At 48.5% G+C, this 14,992-nt stretch carries 13 protein-coding genes; 6 read left to right on the top strand and 7 right to left on the bottom strand.

Annotated elements, in window-relative coordinates:
• The first annotated feature begins 454 nt into the window (after positions 1-454).
• A complete protein-coding gene (locus tag ACJJII_RS19380; protein WP_444917372.1) occupies positions 455-1,204 on the top strand; it encodes a sporulation protein in 750 nt (249 codons plus the stop codon).
• A 195-nt stretch (positions 1,205-1,399) separates the two neighbouring features.
• Here ACJJII_RS19380 and ACJJII_RS19375 read toward each other — a convergent pair whose 3' ends face one another.
• On the bottom strand, positions 1,400-1,759 hold the full coding sequence (locus ACJJII_RS19375; protein ID WP_444917371.1) for a winged helix-turn-helix transcriptional regulator: 360 nt from the start codon (positions 1,757-1,759) through the stop codon (positions 1,400-1,402).
• A 110-nt stretch (positions 1,760-1,869) separates the two neighbouring features.
• On the opposite strand from ACJJII_RS19375, the gene ACJJII_RS19370 reads away from it, so the two are divergent.
• The gene (locus tag ACJJII_RS19370) at positions 1,870-2,280 is read left to right on the top strand and encodes a GFA family protein (protein ID WP_444917370.1); all 411 of its coding nucleotides are present in this window, start codon (positions 1,870-1,872) and stop codon (positions 2,278-2,280) included.
• Positions 2,281-2,693: 413 nt separating this feature from the next.
• Here ACJJII_RS19370 and ACJJII_RS19365 read toward each other — a convergent pair whose 3' ends face one another.
• A complete protein-coding gene (locus ACJJII_RS19365) occupies positions 2,694-3,023 on the bottom strand; it encodes a winged helix-turn-helix transcriptional regulator (protein WP_444913541.1) in 330 nt (109 codons plus the stop codon).
• Between the two features lie 87 nt (positions 3,024-3,110).
• Between ACJJII_RS19365 and ACJJII_RS19360 the strand changes: the two genes are divergently transcribed.
• A complete protein-coding gene (locus tag ACJJII_RS19360; RefSeq protein WP_444917369.1) occupies positions 3,111-3,410 on the top strand; it encodes a YciI family protein in 300 nt (99 codons plus the stop codon).
• 381 nt (positions 3,411-3,791) lie between these two features.
• A complete protein-coding gene (locus ACJJII_RS19355) occupies positions 3,792-4,085 on the top strand; it encodes a YciI family protein (RefSeq protein ID WP_413665500.1) in 294 nt (97 codons plus the stop codon).
• A 54-nt stretch (positions 4,086-4,139) separates the two neighbouring features.
• Here the strand turns inward: ACJJII_RS19355 and ACJJII_RS19350 are convergent, their stop codons facing one another.
• Positions 4,140-4,874, bottom strand: coding sequence for an SDR family oxidoreductase (locus ACJJII_RS19350; RefSeq protein ID WP_444917368.1), 735 nt, complete (start codon positions 4,872-4,874; stop codon positions 4,140-4,142).
• Positions 4,875-4,982: 108 nt separating this feature from the next.
• Here ACJJII_RS19350 and ACJJII_RS19345 point away from each other — a divergent pair, with 108 nt between their 5' ends.
• The gene (locus ACJJII_RS19345; RefSeq protein WP_413665502.1) at positions 4,983-5,585 is read left to right on the top strand and encodes a TetR/AcrR family transcriptional regulator; all 603 of its coding nucleotides are present in this window, start codon (positions 4,983-4,985) and stop codon (positions 5,583-5,585) included.
• Between the two features lie 49 nt (positions 5,586-5,634).
• Here ACJJII_RS19345 and ACJJII_RS19340 read toward each other — a convergent pair whose 3' ends face one another.
• Together ACJJII_RS19340 and ACJJII_RS19335 are read right to left on the bottom strand one after the other, a co-directional pair.
• Complete coding sequence (locus tag ACJJII_RS19340) at positions 5,635-6,183, bottom strand: DUF934 domain-containing protein (protein ID WP_413665503.1); 549 nt, start codon at positions 6,181-6,183, stop codon at positions 5,635-5,637.
• The gene (locus ACJJII_RS19335) at positions 6,167-7,828 is read right to left on the bottom strand and encodes a nitrite/sulfite reductase (RefSeq protein WP_444917367.1); all 1,662 of its coding nucleotides are present in this window, start codon (positions 7,826-7,828) and stop codon (positions 6,167-6,169) included. Before ACJJII_RS19335 ends, ACJJII_RS19340 begins: the two co-directional genes overlap by 17 nt.
• A gap of 1,500 nt (positions 7,829-9,328) precedes the next feature.
• Between ACJJII_RS19335 and ACJJII_RS19330 the strand changes: the two genes are divergently transcribed.
• Complete coding sequence (locus ACJJII_RS19330) at positions 9,329-10,291, top strand: hypothetical protein (RefSeq protein WP_444917366.1); 963 nt, start codon at positions 9,329-9,331, stop codon at positions 10,289-10,291.
• Between the two features lie 618 nt (positions 10,292-10,909).
• On the opposite strand, the gene ACJJII_RS19325 is transcribed toward ACJJII_RS19330, so the two are convergent.
• Both ACJJII_RS19325 and metH read right to left on the bottom strand, forming a co-directional pair.
• A complete protein-coding gene (locus tag ACJJII_RS19325) occupies positions 10,910-11,128 on the bottom strand; it encodes a DUF2970 domain-containing protein (RefSeq protein ID WP_444913547.1) in 219 nt (72 codons plus the stop codon).
• A 4-nt stretch (positions 11,129-11,132) separates the two neighbouring features.
• Complete coding sequence (metH, locus tag ACJJII_RS19320) at positions 11,133-14,828, bottom strand: methionine synthase (protein WP_444913548.1); 3,696 nt, start codon at positions 14,826-14,828, stop codon at positions 11,133-11,135.
• Between the last annotated feature and the right edge of the window lie 164 nt (positions 14,829-14,992).

Here is a 14,992-nt window from a genome sequence, read left to right as displayed (position 1 = left end):
TCTCTATCTGAGATGGTATGCCAGGAGCAATAGGTTCCCCTACTTTGGTTGCAAGTTTTACACGCTGCAGTCCCTAAAATATTTATTTATCAATGTTGAGTGAAGATGGTTTAGTTTAAATGCAAGGTGATTGAATGAAGCTGTTTAAGATGAGAAGAAGCTAGCTAATCTAAAAAAGTCATCTCAAGTAATAAAATTAGATAAAAACCAAAGCCTATGGCGCTTAATCTTTGTGAAGCGTAGATGGAAATTAACTTTAAATATATGTACATGCCGATATTGGTTTTTCAGGTATCAGGGAGAGTAAGTGAATATGATGTATTGCGGTTTTAGTGTCTAGTTTAATGTAACCTGATGAATAATTATGCTAATCTTTGTTTTTACTTTTGCGGCCAAAATTAGACTGAAATCTATATTTAAGGTCAAGTTACTTAGTTTGTCGGGTTTCCTGCGTATGTCTATGTTTCAAAAACTCAAAGCGTCAATAGGTATTGGTGCAGCTAAAGTTGATACAGTTCTACAAAACTCTGAGCAAGTTCAGGGTGGAATCATTGAAGGGGCTATCCATATCATTGGTGGTGATATCGACCAGCAGGTGGATGCTATAAGTTTAAAGCTCTGCACCGAGATCAAGGTGGAGACCGATGAAGGGGTAAGCCATGAGCGTTTTGTACTGAATGAATTACAGGTACAGGACCCTTTCACTATTGGCGCTGGAGAGAGCCGGGAAGTTCCTTTTCAGTTGGCGTTGCATGAAGAGACGCCAGTTACTGTTTTAAACACCCGTAAAAATAAAAGCTATGTATGGCTGGAAACCTCCCTGGATATTGATTTTGCGCTGGATCCGAAAGACAGGGATCCCTTGCGGATAAGACCTTTACCTGTTGTAGAGAAGGTACTTTCCATGATCGAGGAAAGTGGCTATAAAATGGTAAAAGCGGATGTTGAAAAGGGGCATTTGCGTGGAAGCAATTTTGTCTCCCGGTCTGGTTGCTACCAGGAGATAGAGTTTAAGAGTAGTGGCTTGTTGACTTCAAAAGAGATTGAACTCTCCTTTATCGTTGAAGGTGAGCAGGTGCACTGTTTGGCAGAAGTTGATCGAAGATTTGGCCTGCGGGGCGATGAATATCATTCGTTTTCATTAGCGCATGATGCGAGTGATAATGAGGTTGTCGCAGCGGTTAAGTCCATTTTGTCTCTATAGTTGAGCTGATCCATAGAGTCTGGTGGCACTGAGCTGCCGGGCCCTTAGGGGCAAAAGTGTTCAAGTAAAATAGTATACTCTTAGTATCAACTGCCGCCAGGTTCCTTAGTGATTCAGGAGGGTTTCTTAATGAGATTGGGGGGGAGCATAACAGGCAGAATCAATATCATAAGCTTCTGGCCCCGAATTTAAGGGTTAGGTTTCCATAAACCACTTCGGGGGAATCCATGAGCCTTCAAAATATGTATTTCCCCATTTGGCGATTGCCTGAAGAATCGGTAAGACATCCTTGCCTTTCTGTGTTAGCAGGTACTTATATCGCTTAGGCTTTGATTGATATTGTTCCCTCACCAACATTCCCTCTGCTTCTAGCATTTTTAATCTTTCTGCTAGTCTATTGGTTGGTATTTTCTCTGGTGAGTCAGCTAGCTCGCTATAGGTCTCTTTACCACACAGTAAGTCTCTTAGAATAACTAATGTCCATTTATCGCCGAATACGTCCAGTCCGTTCACGATAGGGCATCTCGAACGCATAAATTGATTATCAGGACTCATGCTCACACTCTTACTGCCAGAAAATGAAATACTAGCCTAGTTACTTGCGAAGTTGAAGTTATTGATTTAGGCTAAGGTTACTTCAACTTCGTAAGTAACAGGGAAAATTTATGTCTAAAATATCTGGAGAATGCCTGTGCGGTTATATTAGTTATTCTTGCTCTGAAGAGCCGGTAATGGCGGGTCATTGCCAATGTACAGATTGTCAGAAAATTAGTGGGGCTGGACACATCGCTAACATTGCTATTCCTCGCGGAAGCTTAGCCATTAGCGGCGATCTTGCATTTCATGAGAAGCAGACAGATAGCGGCAATTCAGTAAGGAGAGGTTTTTGCCCTCGCTGCGGTTCGCATATTTATGCGGAAAATAGCGGTATGCCGCAGTTTGAATTTATCCGCGCAGGAAGTCTTCATGACCTGGAGCAATTCAACCCGACAATGGTGGTATATGCTGGTAGTGGTGCATCTTGGGACTATATGGACCCGAAATTACAAAAATTTGAAAAAATGCCAGAAATGTGACCTTAACAATCAAAAGTAGGGGATGCAGCGCACAGCTGTTATTGGGTTAAGAGAACTTCTGAAAATCACATTTCGCTCAATTTATCTCCCTGCAATCCCCATGACTCGCTACTTACGGGCACAAAAAGGTAACTCATAAGAGTGCCCTTGGGAGCAGTGGTTTGTTGACTTCTAAAGAGATTGAACCCTCATTTACCCTTGATGGTGAGCAGGTGCATTGTTTGGCAGAATTATTCGTAGATTTGATTTGCGCGGCGATAAGTATTATTCGTTTTCGCTAGCGCATGATGCGAGTGATAATGAGACTGCCCCATCGGTTCAGTCCATTTTGTCGCGATAGTTGGCCTGCCTCTAAGAACCCAGCGGCCTCTAGGCTGCAAGGCTCTTGGGTTTTGGCTTTTACAGAGTGTCTATTAGGCCTTGAGGGATTCCTCCCAGTTATTAGCCCATTCCCTCAGCGGATCAAGGGTTTCCATTAACGAAACTCCCAGATCTGTCAGTTGATATCCATTCGTACACTTATTAATCAATTTAGCTTCGCTCAACTGCTTGATTCTTGTATTTAGTACCGAAGGGGACATGGCATCACACTGGGCTTGGAGCTCCCTGAAGCTCCGGGGTGTGTTCCTCAGTTCCCACAGTATTCTCATATTCCATTTTCGCCCGAGCAGATCGAATACAGCCATAATGGCTATGCCGCTAGTCGAGCCTCTGACAGTTTTTTTCGGTAGAGGAGTTGTCATGGTTCTTTCGCTTCTAAATTAGTAGCGTTACAGTTGCTACGAAATCAGTAGCAATCTTATAGTGTTTTTAGAGAAGAGGGAATGGGTATGTTTTTAGTGGATATGCATTTTAAGGATATGAAAAAGCTAACCCCAGAACTGACTGCGGAGCATAGGGTTTATCTGGAAGGAGAGTATAAGTCTGGAAGTTTGCTCTTTGGAGGAAGGAAAAATCCCAGGACTGGAGGGGTTATTGTTTCTCGCCACAACAGTGAAGAAGCATTGCGGAGAGTGCTTGATGAGGACCCTTTTATAAAAAGTGGAGTTGCAGTTTATTCGCTAACCGAATTTGAGCCTGTTATGGCCTCTGAACAGTTTTTACACCTTCTAAAGATGAGTTCGCATTAACAGTCTTAAGAGTGAGCGCAAAGACGGAGTGCCATCTCATTAATCCCTAAATGTTTTGAGGGGAGTTTGGTATGTGGCTTTGAGGGGGATACCATAGCCTGGAAGGCAGATGAAGCTCTTCAGGCCACATGTAACTTGATTAATCTTAAGTATCGTCTAGTTAGCACTATTGCCTGAAGAAAGGTACTTGATGGCACCATTAAATTAAATGATGCCCGATCATCAATCTCCGATGGTTTCCATTTAAACTACTGCTTGGGGATTATCCTCTATCGCCAAGGTGGAAAGATTTGCTATCTATTAGATTGGTGGAGGCTATTTCTGCAAGCTTAAAGTGGTGTAAAGAGTTGATATATAGCCCCTAAGGAGGGGGGAGACGTTATGTTTTTAGTGAACTTGAATTTCCCGGATCTTAAAAAACTGACCCCAGAGTTAATGGCGGAGCATGTGAGCTACCTGGAGGGGCACTATAAATCGGGAGACCTGCTTTTTGGGGGAGCGAAAGAGCCTAGAACTGGCGCGATAATTATTTCACGTCACCCCTCTGAGGAGGTGCTGAGAAAGGTTCTGGAAGAAGACCCTTTTACAAAACATGGGGCGTCGACTTTTACGATCACTGAGTTTGTACCCGTTATGGCTTCAGAGGAATTTTCCAGCCTCTTGAAAGAACCCTAGACCGGGTTCCTTCGAGGCTTGTGTTACTTCTTACTCAGACAATCTTCGGCCGTGTTATTCGCTAAGGTCTGCGGTGATCACCGAATCAGAGAAGCTCTGATAAGCGGCTTCAAAAGTCTGCGACATGGCATCCGGGAAGAGGTGAAAATCCCCATTTTTTAACGCGCCAACAATTTCTTCAGCCACTGCGCTGGGGGATTCCCCGTCCTCCAGTCCAGCCTGTTTGGCCATATCGGTTTTGATGGGGCCGGGGTGAACACTCAAAACTTGTACGCCTCGCTCCTGAAGCGTTTCTCGAAGTGCCTGGGTAATTGCATAGCTGGCGGCTTTGGATGCGGAATAGGTGCTAACGTGTGGGAAGGTACGCAAAGATACTACCGAATTCATTTGTACTAGGGCGCCTTTGCTCTTTTCCAAATGGGGGGTGAATGCCTTGGCTACACGGACAAGCCCAAAGGTATTCACCTCCAGTTCCTGCTTAAGTGAGTCCTCCACATGGTCGCTAAGCGGGTCTGCGGGCGCAAGTACCCCGGCATTGTTCACCAGAATATCCAATTCCTGAATCGCCTTTGCCGCCGCCCCTACACTTTGGGCTTTTGCCACATCGAGTTCCAATGTGATTACTCTGTCGCCATATTTTTCTGTCAGTTCTGTCGTTGTCTCCGGGTTGCGAACGGCCAGATAGACTTTTTTTGCGCCACCGTCGAGAAAGCGCTCGACAATTGCCTTGCCAATTCCGCGGTTTGCTCCAGTGACAAGGGCAGTTTTTCCTTCGATTGAAATGCTCAATTCTGTTCTCCTGTGAAGGGTTGATCAATATTGTACCGATCGGTAGGGTTTGAGCTAAGTCTTACCGATCGGTACAATATTGTCAAAACAATTTTTGGGAGATTGCCAATGGCGGGACGCAAGCCGGAGTTTGATAAGGCGCATGCGTTGGAATCAGCAACGAAAGTCTTTTGGAAAAAGGGCTATGTGGGTGCCTCAATGGCGGACCTGACCAAGGCTATGGGGATTAACAAGCCAAGTCTGTATTCTTCCTTTGGCAATAAAGAGAAACTGTTTGTTCTTTCATTGGGGCAATACCTGGATAGATATGCCAAAGATCGTATGCAGTTCCTGACGGAAGAGGGAGTGCCGTTGCGGCAGCGATTGCATAGTTATTTGCTGGCTACCGTTAAAGGACAGGCCGGGGAGGGAACCCCGAGGGGTTGTTATCTGGCGTTTGGATTATCGGAAACTGCCGGTGATGCTTTGCCTTCTGATGCCATTGACGCTTTAAAAGCTGCTGACGCAGAAGCGGTAAAGCAACTGGTTGACTTGTTTCGTTTTGATAAAGAGTCCCAGGCTATAGGGCTGGATCGCCGTGCCGAGGAGTGCGCTATGTATCTGATTACCTTGTTGCATGGCACAGCATCGGTATTGCGATCCGGGCGAGAACTCAAGGAGGTGGAACCCTCTTTGGAGTTTGCGCTCAATGGATTGGGGTTGGAGGCGTGATAGAAGTGGAAATTTAGACCTCTGAGTATTCAGAGGTCTAAATTGAGCTTTAGAAGCGGCGACGGAACATGGGCAGCGGTTGGTCTACCCCTGTTTGGTAGCTATCGCCAAAATCGCTCATCGAGTCTTTAAGGCTAGCCAGAGGCTGCTCGCCTTCAAATGCGTAGGCATTGAAGCCGCAGCGTTGTAAATAGGTCAGCTGGTCTCGCATAAACCCGCCTACTGCGCGTAACTCTCCGGTAAAGCTGTAGCGCTCGCGCAGCATACGGCCGGCGGTAAAGCCCCGACCGTCGGCAAATGCTGGGAAGTGCACGGCAATTACCGGCAATTTGGCGGCTTTTTCCGCAATCTGCTCGGCACCTTCTTCACTGTCCAGCCAAACACCGACTTCGTCACTGCGGGATGACAGCGCATCGCGATGTGCCAGCCACTGTCGCAATGGCAGGATAATTTTGCCGGAGGGCAGGGTGCTTGGGTCCAACTCCTCTCCAGCTTCCAGTTGGGGTACCAGCTGCCATTCGTTGGTCTTTACTTCACCATCGATGATCAGTTCTGCGGGGTTGCCCGGCTGTGGGCCCAGTTTAGCTGGCTTTGGCATAAACTCTCTCCTTGAAGGGCTGAAGGCCGATGCGGTTGTAGGTGTCGATAAAGGGCTCTTCCGCTTGGCGTTGCTCGACATAGAGGTCGAGGATTTTGCTGATCACGTCTGGCACTTCAGCGCGGGAGAAACTGGGGCCCAATACTTTGGCCAGGCTGGCTTCGTTGGATGCACTGCCGCCCAGCTGAATCTGGTAGAACTCTTCGCCTTTTTTGTCGACGCCGAGGATGCCGATATGTCCCACGTGGTGGTGGCCACAGGCATTCATACAGCCAGAGATATTGAGGTTGAGGTCACCCAGGTCGTACAGGTAGTCCATATCGTCAAAGCGACGCTGGATGGCTTCGGCTACCGGGATGGACTTGGCGTTGGCAAGTGAGCAGTAGTCACCGCCGGGGCAGCAAATCATATCGGTCAGGGTGCCGATATTCGGTGTGGCGAAGCCGTGCTTGCGGGCCTGTTGCCAGAGTTCAAACAGTTTGTCCTGTTCGACGTCTGCGAGTACCACATTCTGGTCGTGAGTTACCCGAGCTTCACCAAAGCTAAAAGTATCGGCGAGATCGGCAATAGCCTCTAATTGGGCATCGGTTACATCACCTGGGGGTACACCAGTGGGTTTGGTGGACAACTTAATCGCGCGATAACCGGGTACCCGGTGCGGGTAGGTGTTGCGTTCAAGCCAGCGGGCAAAGGCTTTGTCGCTGTCAGCTTGTTGTTGCAGCGCAGCTTCAGCAACTGATCCGTCAAACTCGCGATATTCCGGGGCTGTGAAGAAGGATTTAGCCCAATCCAATGCTTCCTGGGTTAACTTTTCAGCGCCGTCTTTAATGTGTTGCCACTCTTCTTCCACGCGGCGGCCGAACTCTTCCGGGCCGAGGGCCTTGACCAGAATTTTAATGCGCGCTTTGTACTTGTTGTCGCGACGACCCAGCTGGTTGTAAACGCGGACAATCGCTTCAAGGTAAGAGAGCAGGTCTTCCTCCGGCAGGAAGTCGCGGATGGTCTCGGCAATAACCGGTGTGCGGCCCTGACCGCCACCTACCAAAACCTGGAAGCCAATTTCTTCATCGCGCTTGACGATCTGTACACCGATATCGTGTACACGGATGGCCGCGCGGTCCTGTTCTGAACCACTGACGGCGATCTTGAACTTGCGCGGCAAGAAAGCGAATTCCGGGTGGAATGTAGACCATTGGCGAATCAGCTCGCAGTAGGGGCGCGGGTCCGCAATCTCGTCGAGCGCAATGCCGGCGTAGGGGTCCGAGGTGGTATTTCGGATACAGTTGCCGCTGGTTTGTACCGCGTGCATTTCCACTTCCGCCAGCTCATCGAGAATAGCGGGTACATCTTCCAGCTGCGGCCAGTTGTACTGGAGGTTCTGGCGCGTAGTGAAGTGGGCGTAGCCTTTATCGTAGTCGCGGCTTACGCGGGCGAGACGGCGTAACTGGGCACTGTTGAGCAGGCCGTAGGGAACGGCAATACGCAACATGGGGGCCAGTCGCTGAATATAGAGGCCATTTTGCAGGCGCAGCGGCAGGAATTGCTCCTCGCTCAACTCGCCGGCAAGGTAACGTTCCGTTTGGCCGCGGAACTGGGCTACGCGATCGTTGATGATGGCGCGGTCCCGGTCGTCGTATCGATACATAACAGCTTGATTCCATTGCCTTTGTGCGCTGATGGTGGAGAAAGGGGCAGGCCCCGGACGATTCTCCGCTGGCGCATAACATACCAGCGCTCTTATGCAATAAATAACAATATTTTCCGCTATATCTGTAACCAATAGTTATAAGGGGTACTTTCTGTGGCGCGGGTTTGTGGTGTCGGGTGTTTAGAGGTGGCCACCTTTTGCTCAATTTAATTTTGATCACAGGTCTGTATGTTGACTATAGCGGCTTTGTTTTTCGGTGCTGTGAGTTGTGATCCCTTAGTTTGTCTTGGCAACTGTTGAGATGTACTCGTAGCGATGAGTTGACTAAGGTTCTCATCTGAGAGCTTACTGATGGTGTTTATATACTAACAACTGGGGTCTCTGGCGTAGGCAAAAGTGATTTCTCTGAGCTGGGCATCACTTACATCGCAATTTTAGTTGCTTAGTCTTCATGCTCTTCGTGACTTGGCCCAAAACTTGTGGGCTTTGTGTCTTTCTTTGATAAGTCACATGAGTGACTATGAAGCCTACTTAACTCTTGATGGAAATAGGACCTGGCTAGAACCAGATGCCCGTTTCAATATTATGGAGAAGCGCCGTAATTAGGGGCTGAATTAACTGCTACCTCCGATGATGAGCCTCAATTAAAAAAGAATAGTTTTATTCAGATGATTAAGAACCACGCTGCTTTCGACAACGTAAGGTTGACTCTTTGCTAATTGCTGATGCTATGGTGCTTTACAAGCCTGTTGGGTCCTACATCGCTAAGCTAGATTTTTATTTGAGCAAATGGAAGCTTGTCAAAATATTTGCTGTTATTTTTGCTCTTTGTTGCCACTGTCCTCTTGCGAGAGAAAACGCCACTTGCCCATAGAAATTTATTACCTATTGAAATCCCTATTTCAATTATATGTCGCACTTTAACATTTCCTTTGGTCGTTTTAAGTGATTATGCCTGCCAGCACAAAAGTTTGTAATGCTCTACTCTCGCTACGAGTTATCATTGAAATTTAGATGAATCTTCTAGTTTTTAATTGATTCCCTCTCTTTAAGCGTAAAACTTCGCTGTCAAACCTGTGGGCAATTGATTTCCTGTGTATTAGGTGCTGTAATTTGATCTTTGTGTGAATATAAATGATAGTCATCTGAGGGTGTCAACTTTAAGTATATTTACCCATGGCTAGGGCTAATAGGTGCATATCCCATGTGCGCTTGAAAATATGAGCAGTATTTTTGCAAGGATTAAACTGTGGAAGAAGTGCTTACAATGGAGGCTGGTTTGCAGTGATTGGTTTCTTACTTCGGTCAAAATTAGGCGCTTAAGTGGTGCTGATGTGCTAGTTGCTTTCCGTGTTAGTTGTTTGCAAAGCTTGGTCTTGGAACGTTATATTAAAAAAGAGTTCTTAGGTGATCTCAATGTGTTTTTGGGTTTCAAAATTGAGAAAGGCGGTTGTCTCAAAAAATCGTCGTATAGATATTGTTATTGTGGTTGTTTGAATGATATATAAGAAAAAATTATTAATTTTGCTGTGTTTTCTTGTGCCGTCTATGGGGTTGGCTAGTGGAGATGGCGAGAAATTTAATAATGGATACGTGGTTAATAACCTGGCGGATGATTTTTACGATTTATACAATTCATCAGAAGGGATGGATGGTGAAGCTAGAGCATTTTTAATTGCTAAAGAACTGAGCGATCGATTTCCTGAGTACTATAAAGATGGTGGTGAGATAGAGGAGGGGGGTAAATACTCTCTTAAAAATAGAGTTTTTAGTGCAGTTTCAAATTTTCCAGACATCGAAAGGAAGTATCTTTCAAAGGAGAGATCCCTAAATATAAGTCTGGAGGATAACTTGAAATCTTTCTCCAATACCTTTTCAGATATGGCTATGGATGTTCCTATCTATATGCTTCATTCTTTTGGGGAATTTAATGGTACTTATCGCAAGCTGGATGGGCAGGGATATTTAATGTTCGGGCTGGATATGATGGCTGAGTATCATTCGTGGGAGGTGGATTCCTCCTTTTTTCATCATGAGTTGTTCCATGTTTACCATGAAAAATATTTTTCGGGTTGTGAGCAGTTATGGTGCGATATTTGGGCTGAAGGATTGGCTACTTATATTTCTCACGAGCTTAATCCAAGTGCTGATTATAATGAGCTAATGCTTAACATACCTGCAGGCATGGTGCCTGATATAAATGCCCGATTGCTGTTTGCATTGAATGATCTAAAAGTAAAGTTTCACTCTGAAGACCCTGCAATAAAATCTTCATTTAATAACTTCGCAGCTGATGATACAGGTTTGCCTGTTCGGAGGGGTTATTATTTTGGTTATATTTTGTCCAAAAGTCTGGCGAAAAAATACTCATATGTTGAGCTGGCTAGGATGAGTAATGGTCAGGTTGAGAGACTTTTACTGTCTGAGCTAAATAAGTTGATACAGGCCTACAGCTCTTAAATATTAGAAAATTACTATTGATCTGATGGTGCCGCTCCTCCACTGGCTGTTCTATCAGATCAACTTCAGTTTCATTATCTCTTAGTATTGCATAGTTACAGTACTTCTCACTATGTCGGACGTGAGTGCATTGCGATAAGATGTTGGCCAAGTGTAAAAGTCACTTTCTGTTATCGCGGTTTATGACGCAGGATAGGATGTAACCCTAGTTGAATTTATTCGTATGCTCGGGATCTGTGACAGCGGAGCAGTGGTGTATTGCAAAAAAGACTTGGTCGCTAACTCTACCGCCGTTTTAGAGCCAGTCTTGCAACTGCGGGCTCAATTTGCTCTACTTGAGTGGCCGTTTATGACGGCCCAACTACTTTAAATAACAATAAAGAACAATCGGAGAGATTCGATGAATGATGAAGTAGCTGTAGTTTCTGAAGACGATAATGTAGTGGATGCAATTGCTGCTGTAGCACTGGTCGCAATTTTCGTAGCCACCTGTATTTTTTGGGTGGCCACGCGCTAGCCCGCCGCTGGCCCGGAGTTGTGTAGTCCCGGGCATTAGCGATAGACATTTCGCTCGGCTTATTTGTGTAGCTGCTAGTTGATGAAAAGCACTTTGCGATCTTAGCCCATATTGCCGAGTACTATTTTCACAATAAGAGCCAATCCGATTACAAATACGGCGGTAAAAACAACGCCGGCAATAACGTACGTCATAATACTGCCGCCTTGAAAATCCCTTTCGCGGTTTTTATCACTCTGCACGCCAATTGCGGCGGCCAGGGTACTGACTACCACCTGGCCGAAATTGGGCTTTTTCGCTTTCTTATTATTATCTTCCACAGGCTCACTCCTCGAGGTTGGGACGTAGCCAGCGCTCCAATTCCGGTTCGCTGACCCCTTTTCGTTTAGCCAGGCTTTGCAGCTGATCCCTGCCGATCTTGCCCACATTGAAGTACTTTGCCTGGGGGTGGGCGAAGTACCAACCGCTCACCGCAGCTGCGGGCATCATGGCAAAGTGCTCGGTAAGGCTGACGCCTGCATTTTGCTCCGCTTGTAGCAATTTGAACAGGGTAGCTTTTTCCGAATGATCGGGGCAGGCGGGATAGCCCGGGGCTGGGCGGATGCCCTGGTAGGCTTCCTTGATCAGCTCCTCATTGCTCAGAGTTTCGTCTTCGGCATAGCCCCAATATTCTTTTCGCACCAAACGGTGCAGTGTTTCAGCAAAGGACTCTGCCATACGGTCTGCCAGGGCCTTTACCATAATGGCGTTGTAATCGTCGTGCTTGGCTTCGTAGGTGTCTGCTAACTCGTCTGCGCCGATGCCAGTGGTAACCGCGAAGCCGCCCACATAGTCTATTTGGCCGGACTCAAGCGGCGCGACGAAATCTGCCAGGGAGCGGCAAAGGCCATCACCACCGCGTTTCTGTACCTGCTGGCGCATATGGTGAAGGCGAGCCAGCTCCTCACTGCGGCTTTCATCCTTGTAGACGATGATATCGTCGCCGACGCTATTGGCTGGCCATAGGCCGAATACGGCCCGTGCGCGCAATAGCTTTTTATCGATAATCTCTTTCAACATGCGCTGGGCGTTGTCGTAGAGATCGGTTGCGGCTTCTCCCACAATTTCGTCTTCAAGGATTGCCGGGAATTTACCCGCCAAATCCCAGGAAATAAAGAAAGGCGTCCAGTCCATAGTGTCGAGCAGTTTCTCCAGAGGGAAATCGTCGATCACGGTGAGGCCCAGCTTGTTGGGTCGTGCTGGCTGGTAGTTTTTCCAATCAAATTCCGGAGCGGTATCCCGCGCTTCCTCGTAGGTTAAGCGGGTGTCATTGCGCTTGCGGTTGGCGGTGCGGGTGCGCACCTTTTCATACTCGGCCTGGATTTTTTCCACAAAGGCTGGGCGCAGCTCATTGGAAATCAGGCTGCTGGCCACGCCTACGGCGCGGGATGCATCGGCTACATACACCACCTGGTTGCGATGGAATTGGGGATCAATTTTTACGGCGGTATGGGCTTTGGAGGTGGTGGCTCCGCCGATCAATAATGGGATATCAAACCCCTGGCGCTCCATCTCGGCGGCTACGTGAACCATTTCATCCAGGGATGGGGTGATCAGGCCGGACAGGCCGATAATGTCACACTCCTTTTCCTTTGCTGTTTGCAGAATAGTTTCCGCTGGCACCATCACGCCGAGGTCGATCACTTCATAGTTGTTGCAGGCCAGCACCACGCCCACGATATTTTTGCCAATATCGTGCACATCCCCTTTAACAGTGGCCATCAGGATACGGCCGTTGGAGCGGCTGTCTTCGGTTTTTTCCGCTTCAATATAGGGTTGCAGGTAGGCTACCGCCTGTTTCATAACCCGGGCGGATTTCACTACCTGGGGCAAGAACATTTTCCCTTCGCCAAACAGGTCGCCAACGATATTCATACCGTCCATCAGTGGACCTTCGATCACATCCAGTGGGCGTGAGGAACTTGCGCGGGCCTCTTCAGTATCTTCCTCGATATAGTTGTTAATGCCTTTCACAAGGGAGTGTGCCAAGCGTTCCTTCACGGGCAATTTGCGCCAGCTCAGGTCCTCTTTGCGCGCGGCCCCACCGCCATCCCCTTGGTATTTGGGGGCAATGTCCAATAGGGCTTCAGTGGCATCCGGGCTGCGGTTGAGGATCACATCCTCAACTTTTTCCCGCAGCTCCTCTGGGAGTTCGTCGTAAACCGCCAGCTGTCCGGCGTTCACGATACCCATATTCAGGCCGGCTTTAATAGCGTGAAACAGGAATACTGAATGAATGGCTTCACGTACTGGATTGTTGCCCCGGAAAGAGAAGGAAACATTGGAGACGCCGCCACTGATCTGGGCACCGGGCAGGTTTGCGCGAATCCAGCGGCACGCCTCGATAAAGTCCACCGCGTAATTATTGTGTTCCTCAATACCGGTGGCGACAGCAAAAATATTCGGGTCGAAAATAATATCGGTGGGATCGAAGCCGACTTCATCGACCAGCACATCGTAGCTGCGCTTGCAGATCTCAATTTTGCGCTCGAAAGTATCCGCCTGGCCATCTTCATCAAAAGCCATTACCACTACAGCCGCACCGTAGCGCAGGCACAGTTGGGCCTTTTCGATAAACTCCTCTTTGCCTTCCTTGAGGCTGATGGAGTTCACAATGGGCTTGCCCTGGATGCATTGCAGGCCGGCCTCGATCACCTCCCACTTGGAGGAGTCCACCATAAATGGCACCTTGGCGATATCCGGTTCGGTAGCGGCAAGGTTGAGGAAGCGGCGCATAGCGGCGAGTGCATCCAGCATCGCCTCATCCATATTGAAGTCGATTACCTGCGCCCCATCCTCTACCTGGGCGGCAGCCACTTGCAGGGCGGTGTCGTAGTCCTCTTCAAGGATCAGGCGCTTAAATCGGGCGGAGCCAGTGACGTTGCAACGCTCGCCCACATTGACGAATAAGGCGTTTTCATCGGCGACAAATGGCTCCAGTCCGGACAGGCGCAGAGCAGGTTTTATTTCCGGCTGCTGTCGTGGGGGTATATCGGCCACTGCGTCGGCAATTGCACGAATATGATCGGGGGTGGTGCCACAACAGCCACCGAGGATATTAATAAATCCGCTGCGGGCAAATTCCGCTACGATTGCGGCGGTCTGCTCAGGGGTTTCGTCGTATTCGCCAAACTCATTGGGCAACCCCGCATTGGGGTGGGCGGAGACATTAGAGGTACAGGCGCCCGATAAGGCTTCCACATAAGGGCGCAATTCGGTGGCGCCCAGGGCACAGTTAAGCCCGACAGATATTGGCTTTGCGTGGGCAACGGAATAGTAAAAAGCTTCGGTCGTTTGGCCGGAAAGGGTGCGGCCGGAGGCATCGGTAATGGTGCCGGAAATCATAATTGGCAGTTCGAAACCCTGCTCCTCAAAGAGCTGCTGCATGGCATAGATAGCGGCCTTGGCATTGAGGGTGTCAAAAATGGTCTCGATTAAGATCAGGTCGCTGCCGCCTTCGACCAAAGCGCGGCCCGCTTCTACATAGTTTTCTACCAGTTCATCGAAAGTGACATTGCGTGCCCCTGGGTCATTGACGTCTGGTGAAATACTGGCGGTGCGGGAAGTGGGGCCGATGACCCCGGCTACCCAGCGCGGGCGCTCTGGGGTAGAGAGTGCATCTGCTGCACGGCGCGCGATCTCTGCGGAGGCCCGGTTGATCTCTACCACCAGGTGTTCCATATCGTAATCAGATTGGGACAGCTGGGTCGCGTTAAAAGTATTGGTTTCGATAATGTCCGCGCCCGCCTCAAGGTACTCCCGGTGAATCTTTTCGATTAGCTCCGGGCGGGTCAGGCTGAGCAGGTCGTTATTGCCTTTCAAATCGCGTGGGAAGTCGGCGAAGCGCTCACCCCGGTAATCGGCCTCTTCCAGCTTCTCCCTCTGGATCATCGTCCCCATAGCGCCATCCAGGATCAGGATACGCTGCGCAAGCGCGGCATTAATTTGCTCGAGACGTTGGTCGCGGGACTGCTGGGACATTTACCAATCCTTATGTTGTCGATCTTTTGCCGATGGTGGGAATGGCGCCAATCTTAGCACAGTCACGCCCACTCACTGGCTGCGACTTACGCCTTTTTGGTTGATCCACCACAATAACAGAGCAGTTTTGATTAAAGTTGAGCAATTTATAGATACTTCACAGC

Source organism: Microbulbifer maximicatervae (SeqCode) (genome assembly GCF_052467825.1).
This window is presented reverse-complemented; position numbering and strand designations above follow the sequence as displayed.

Coding starts and splice junctions, on each gene's coding strand:
- ACJJII_RS19380 (WP_444917372.1), top strand. CDS start 455: ATGTCTATGTTTCAAAAACTCAAAGCGTCAATAGGTATTGGTGCAGCT.
- ACJJII_RS19375 (WP_444917371.1), bottom strand. CDS start 1,759: ATGAGTCCTGATAATCAATTTATGCGTTCGAGATGCCCTATCGTGAAC.
- ACJJII_RS19370 (WP_444917370.1), top strand. CDS start 1,870: ATGTCTAAAATATCTGGAGAATGCCTGTGCGGTTATATTAGTTATTCT.
- ACJJII_RS19365 (WP_444913541.1), bottom strand. CDS start 3,023: ATGACAACTCCTCTACCGAAAAAAACTGTCAGAGGCTCGACTAGCGGC.
- ACJJII_RS19360 (WP_444917369.1), top strand. CDS start 3,111: ATGTTTTTAGTGGATATGCATTTTAAGGATATGAAAAAGCTAACCCCA.
- ACJJII_RS19355 (WP_413665500.1), top strand. CDS start 3,792: ATGTTTTTAGTGAACTTGAATTTCCCGGATCTTAAAAAACTGACCCCA.
- ACJJII_RS19345 (WP_413665502.1), top strand. CDS start 4,983: ATGGCGGGACGCAAGCCGGAGTTTGATAAGGCGCATGCGTTGGAATCA.
- ACJJII_RS19340 (WP_413665503.1), bottom strand. CDS start 6,183: ATGCCAAAGCCAGCTAAACTGGGCCCACAGCCGGGCAACCCCGCAGAA.
- ACJJII_RS19335 (WP_444917367.1), bottom strand. CDS start 7,828: ATGTATCGATACGACGACCGGGACCGCGCCATCATCAACGATCGCGTA.
- ACJJII_RS19330 (WP_444917366.1), top strand. CDS start 9,329: ATGATATATAAGAAAAAATTATTAATTTTGCTGTGTTTTCTTGTGCCG.
- metH (WP_444913548.1), bottom strand. CDS start 14,828: ATGTCCCAGCAGTCCCGCGACCAACGTCTCGAGCAAATTAATGCCGCG.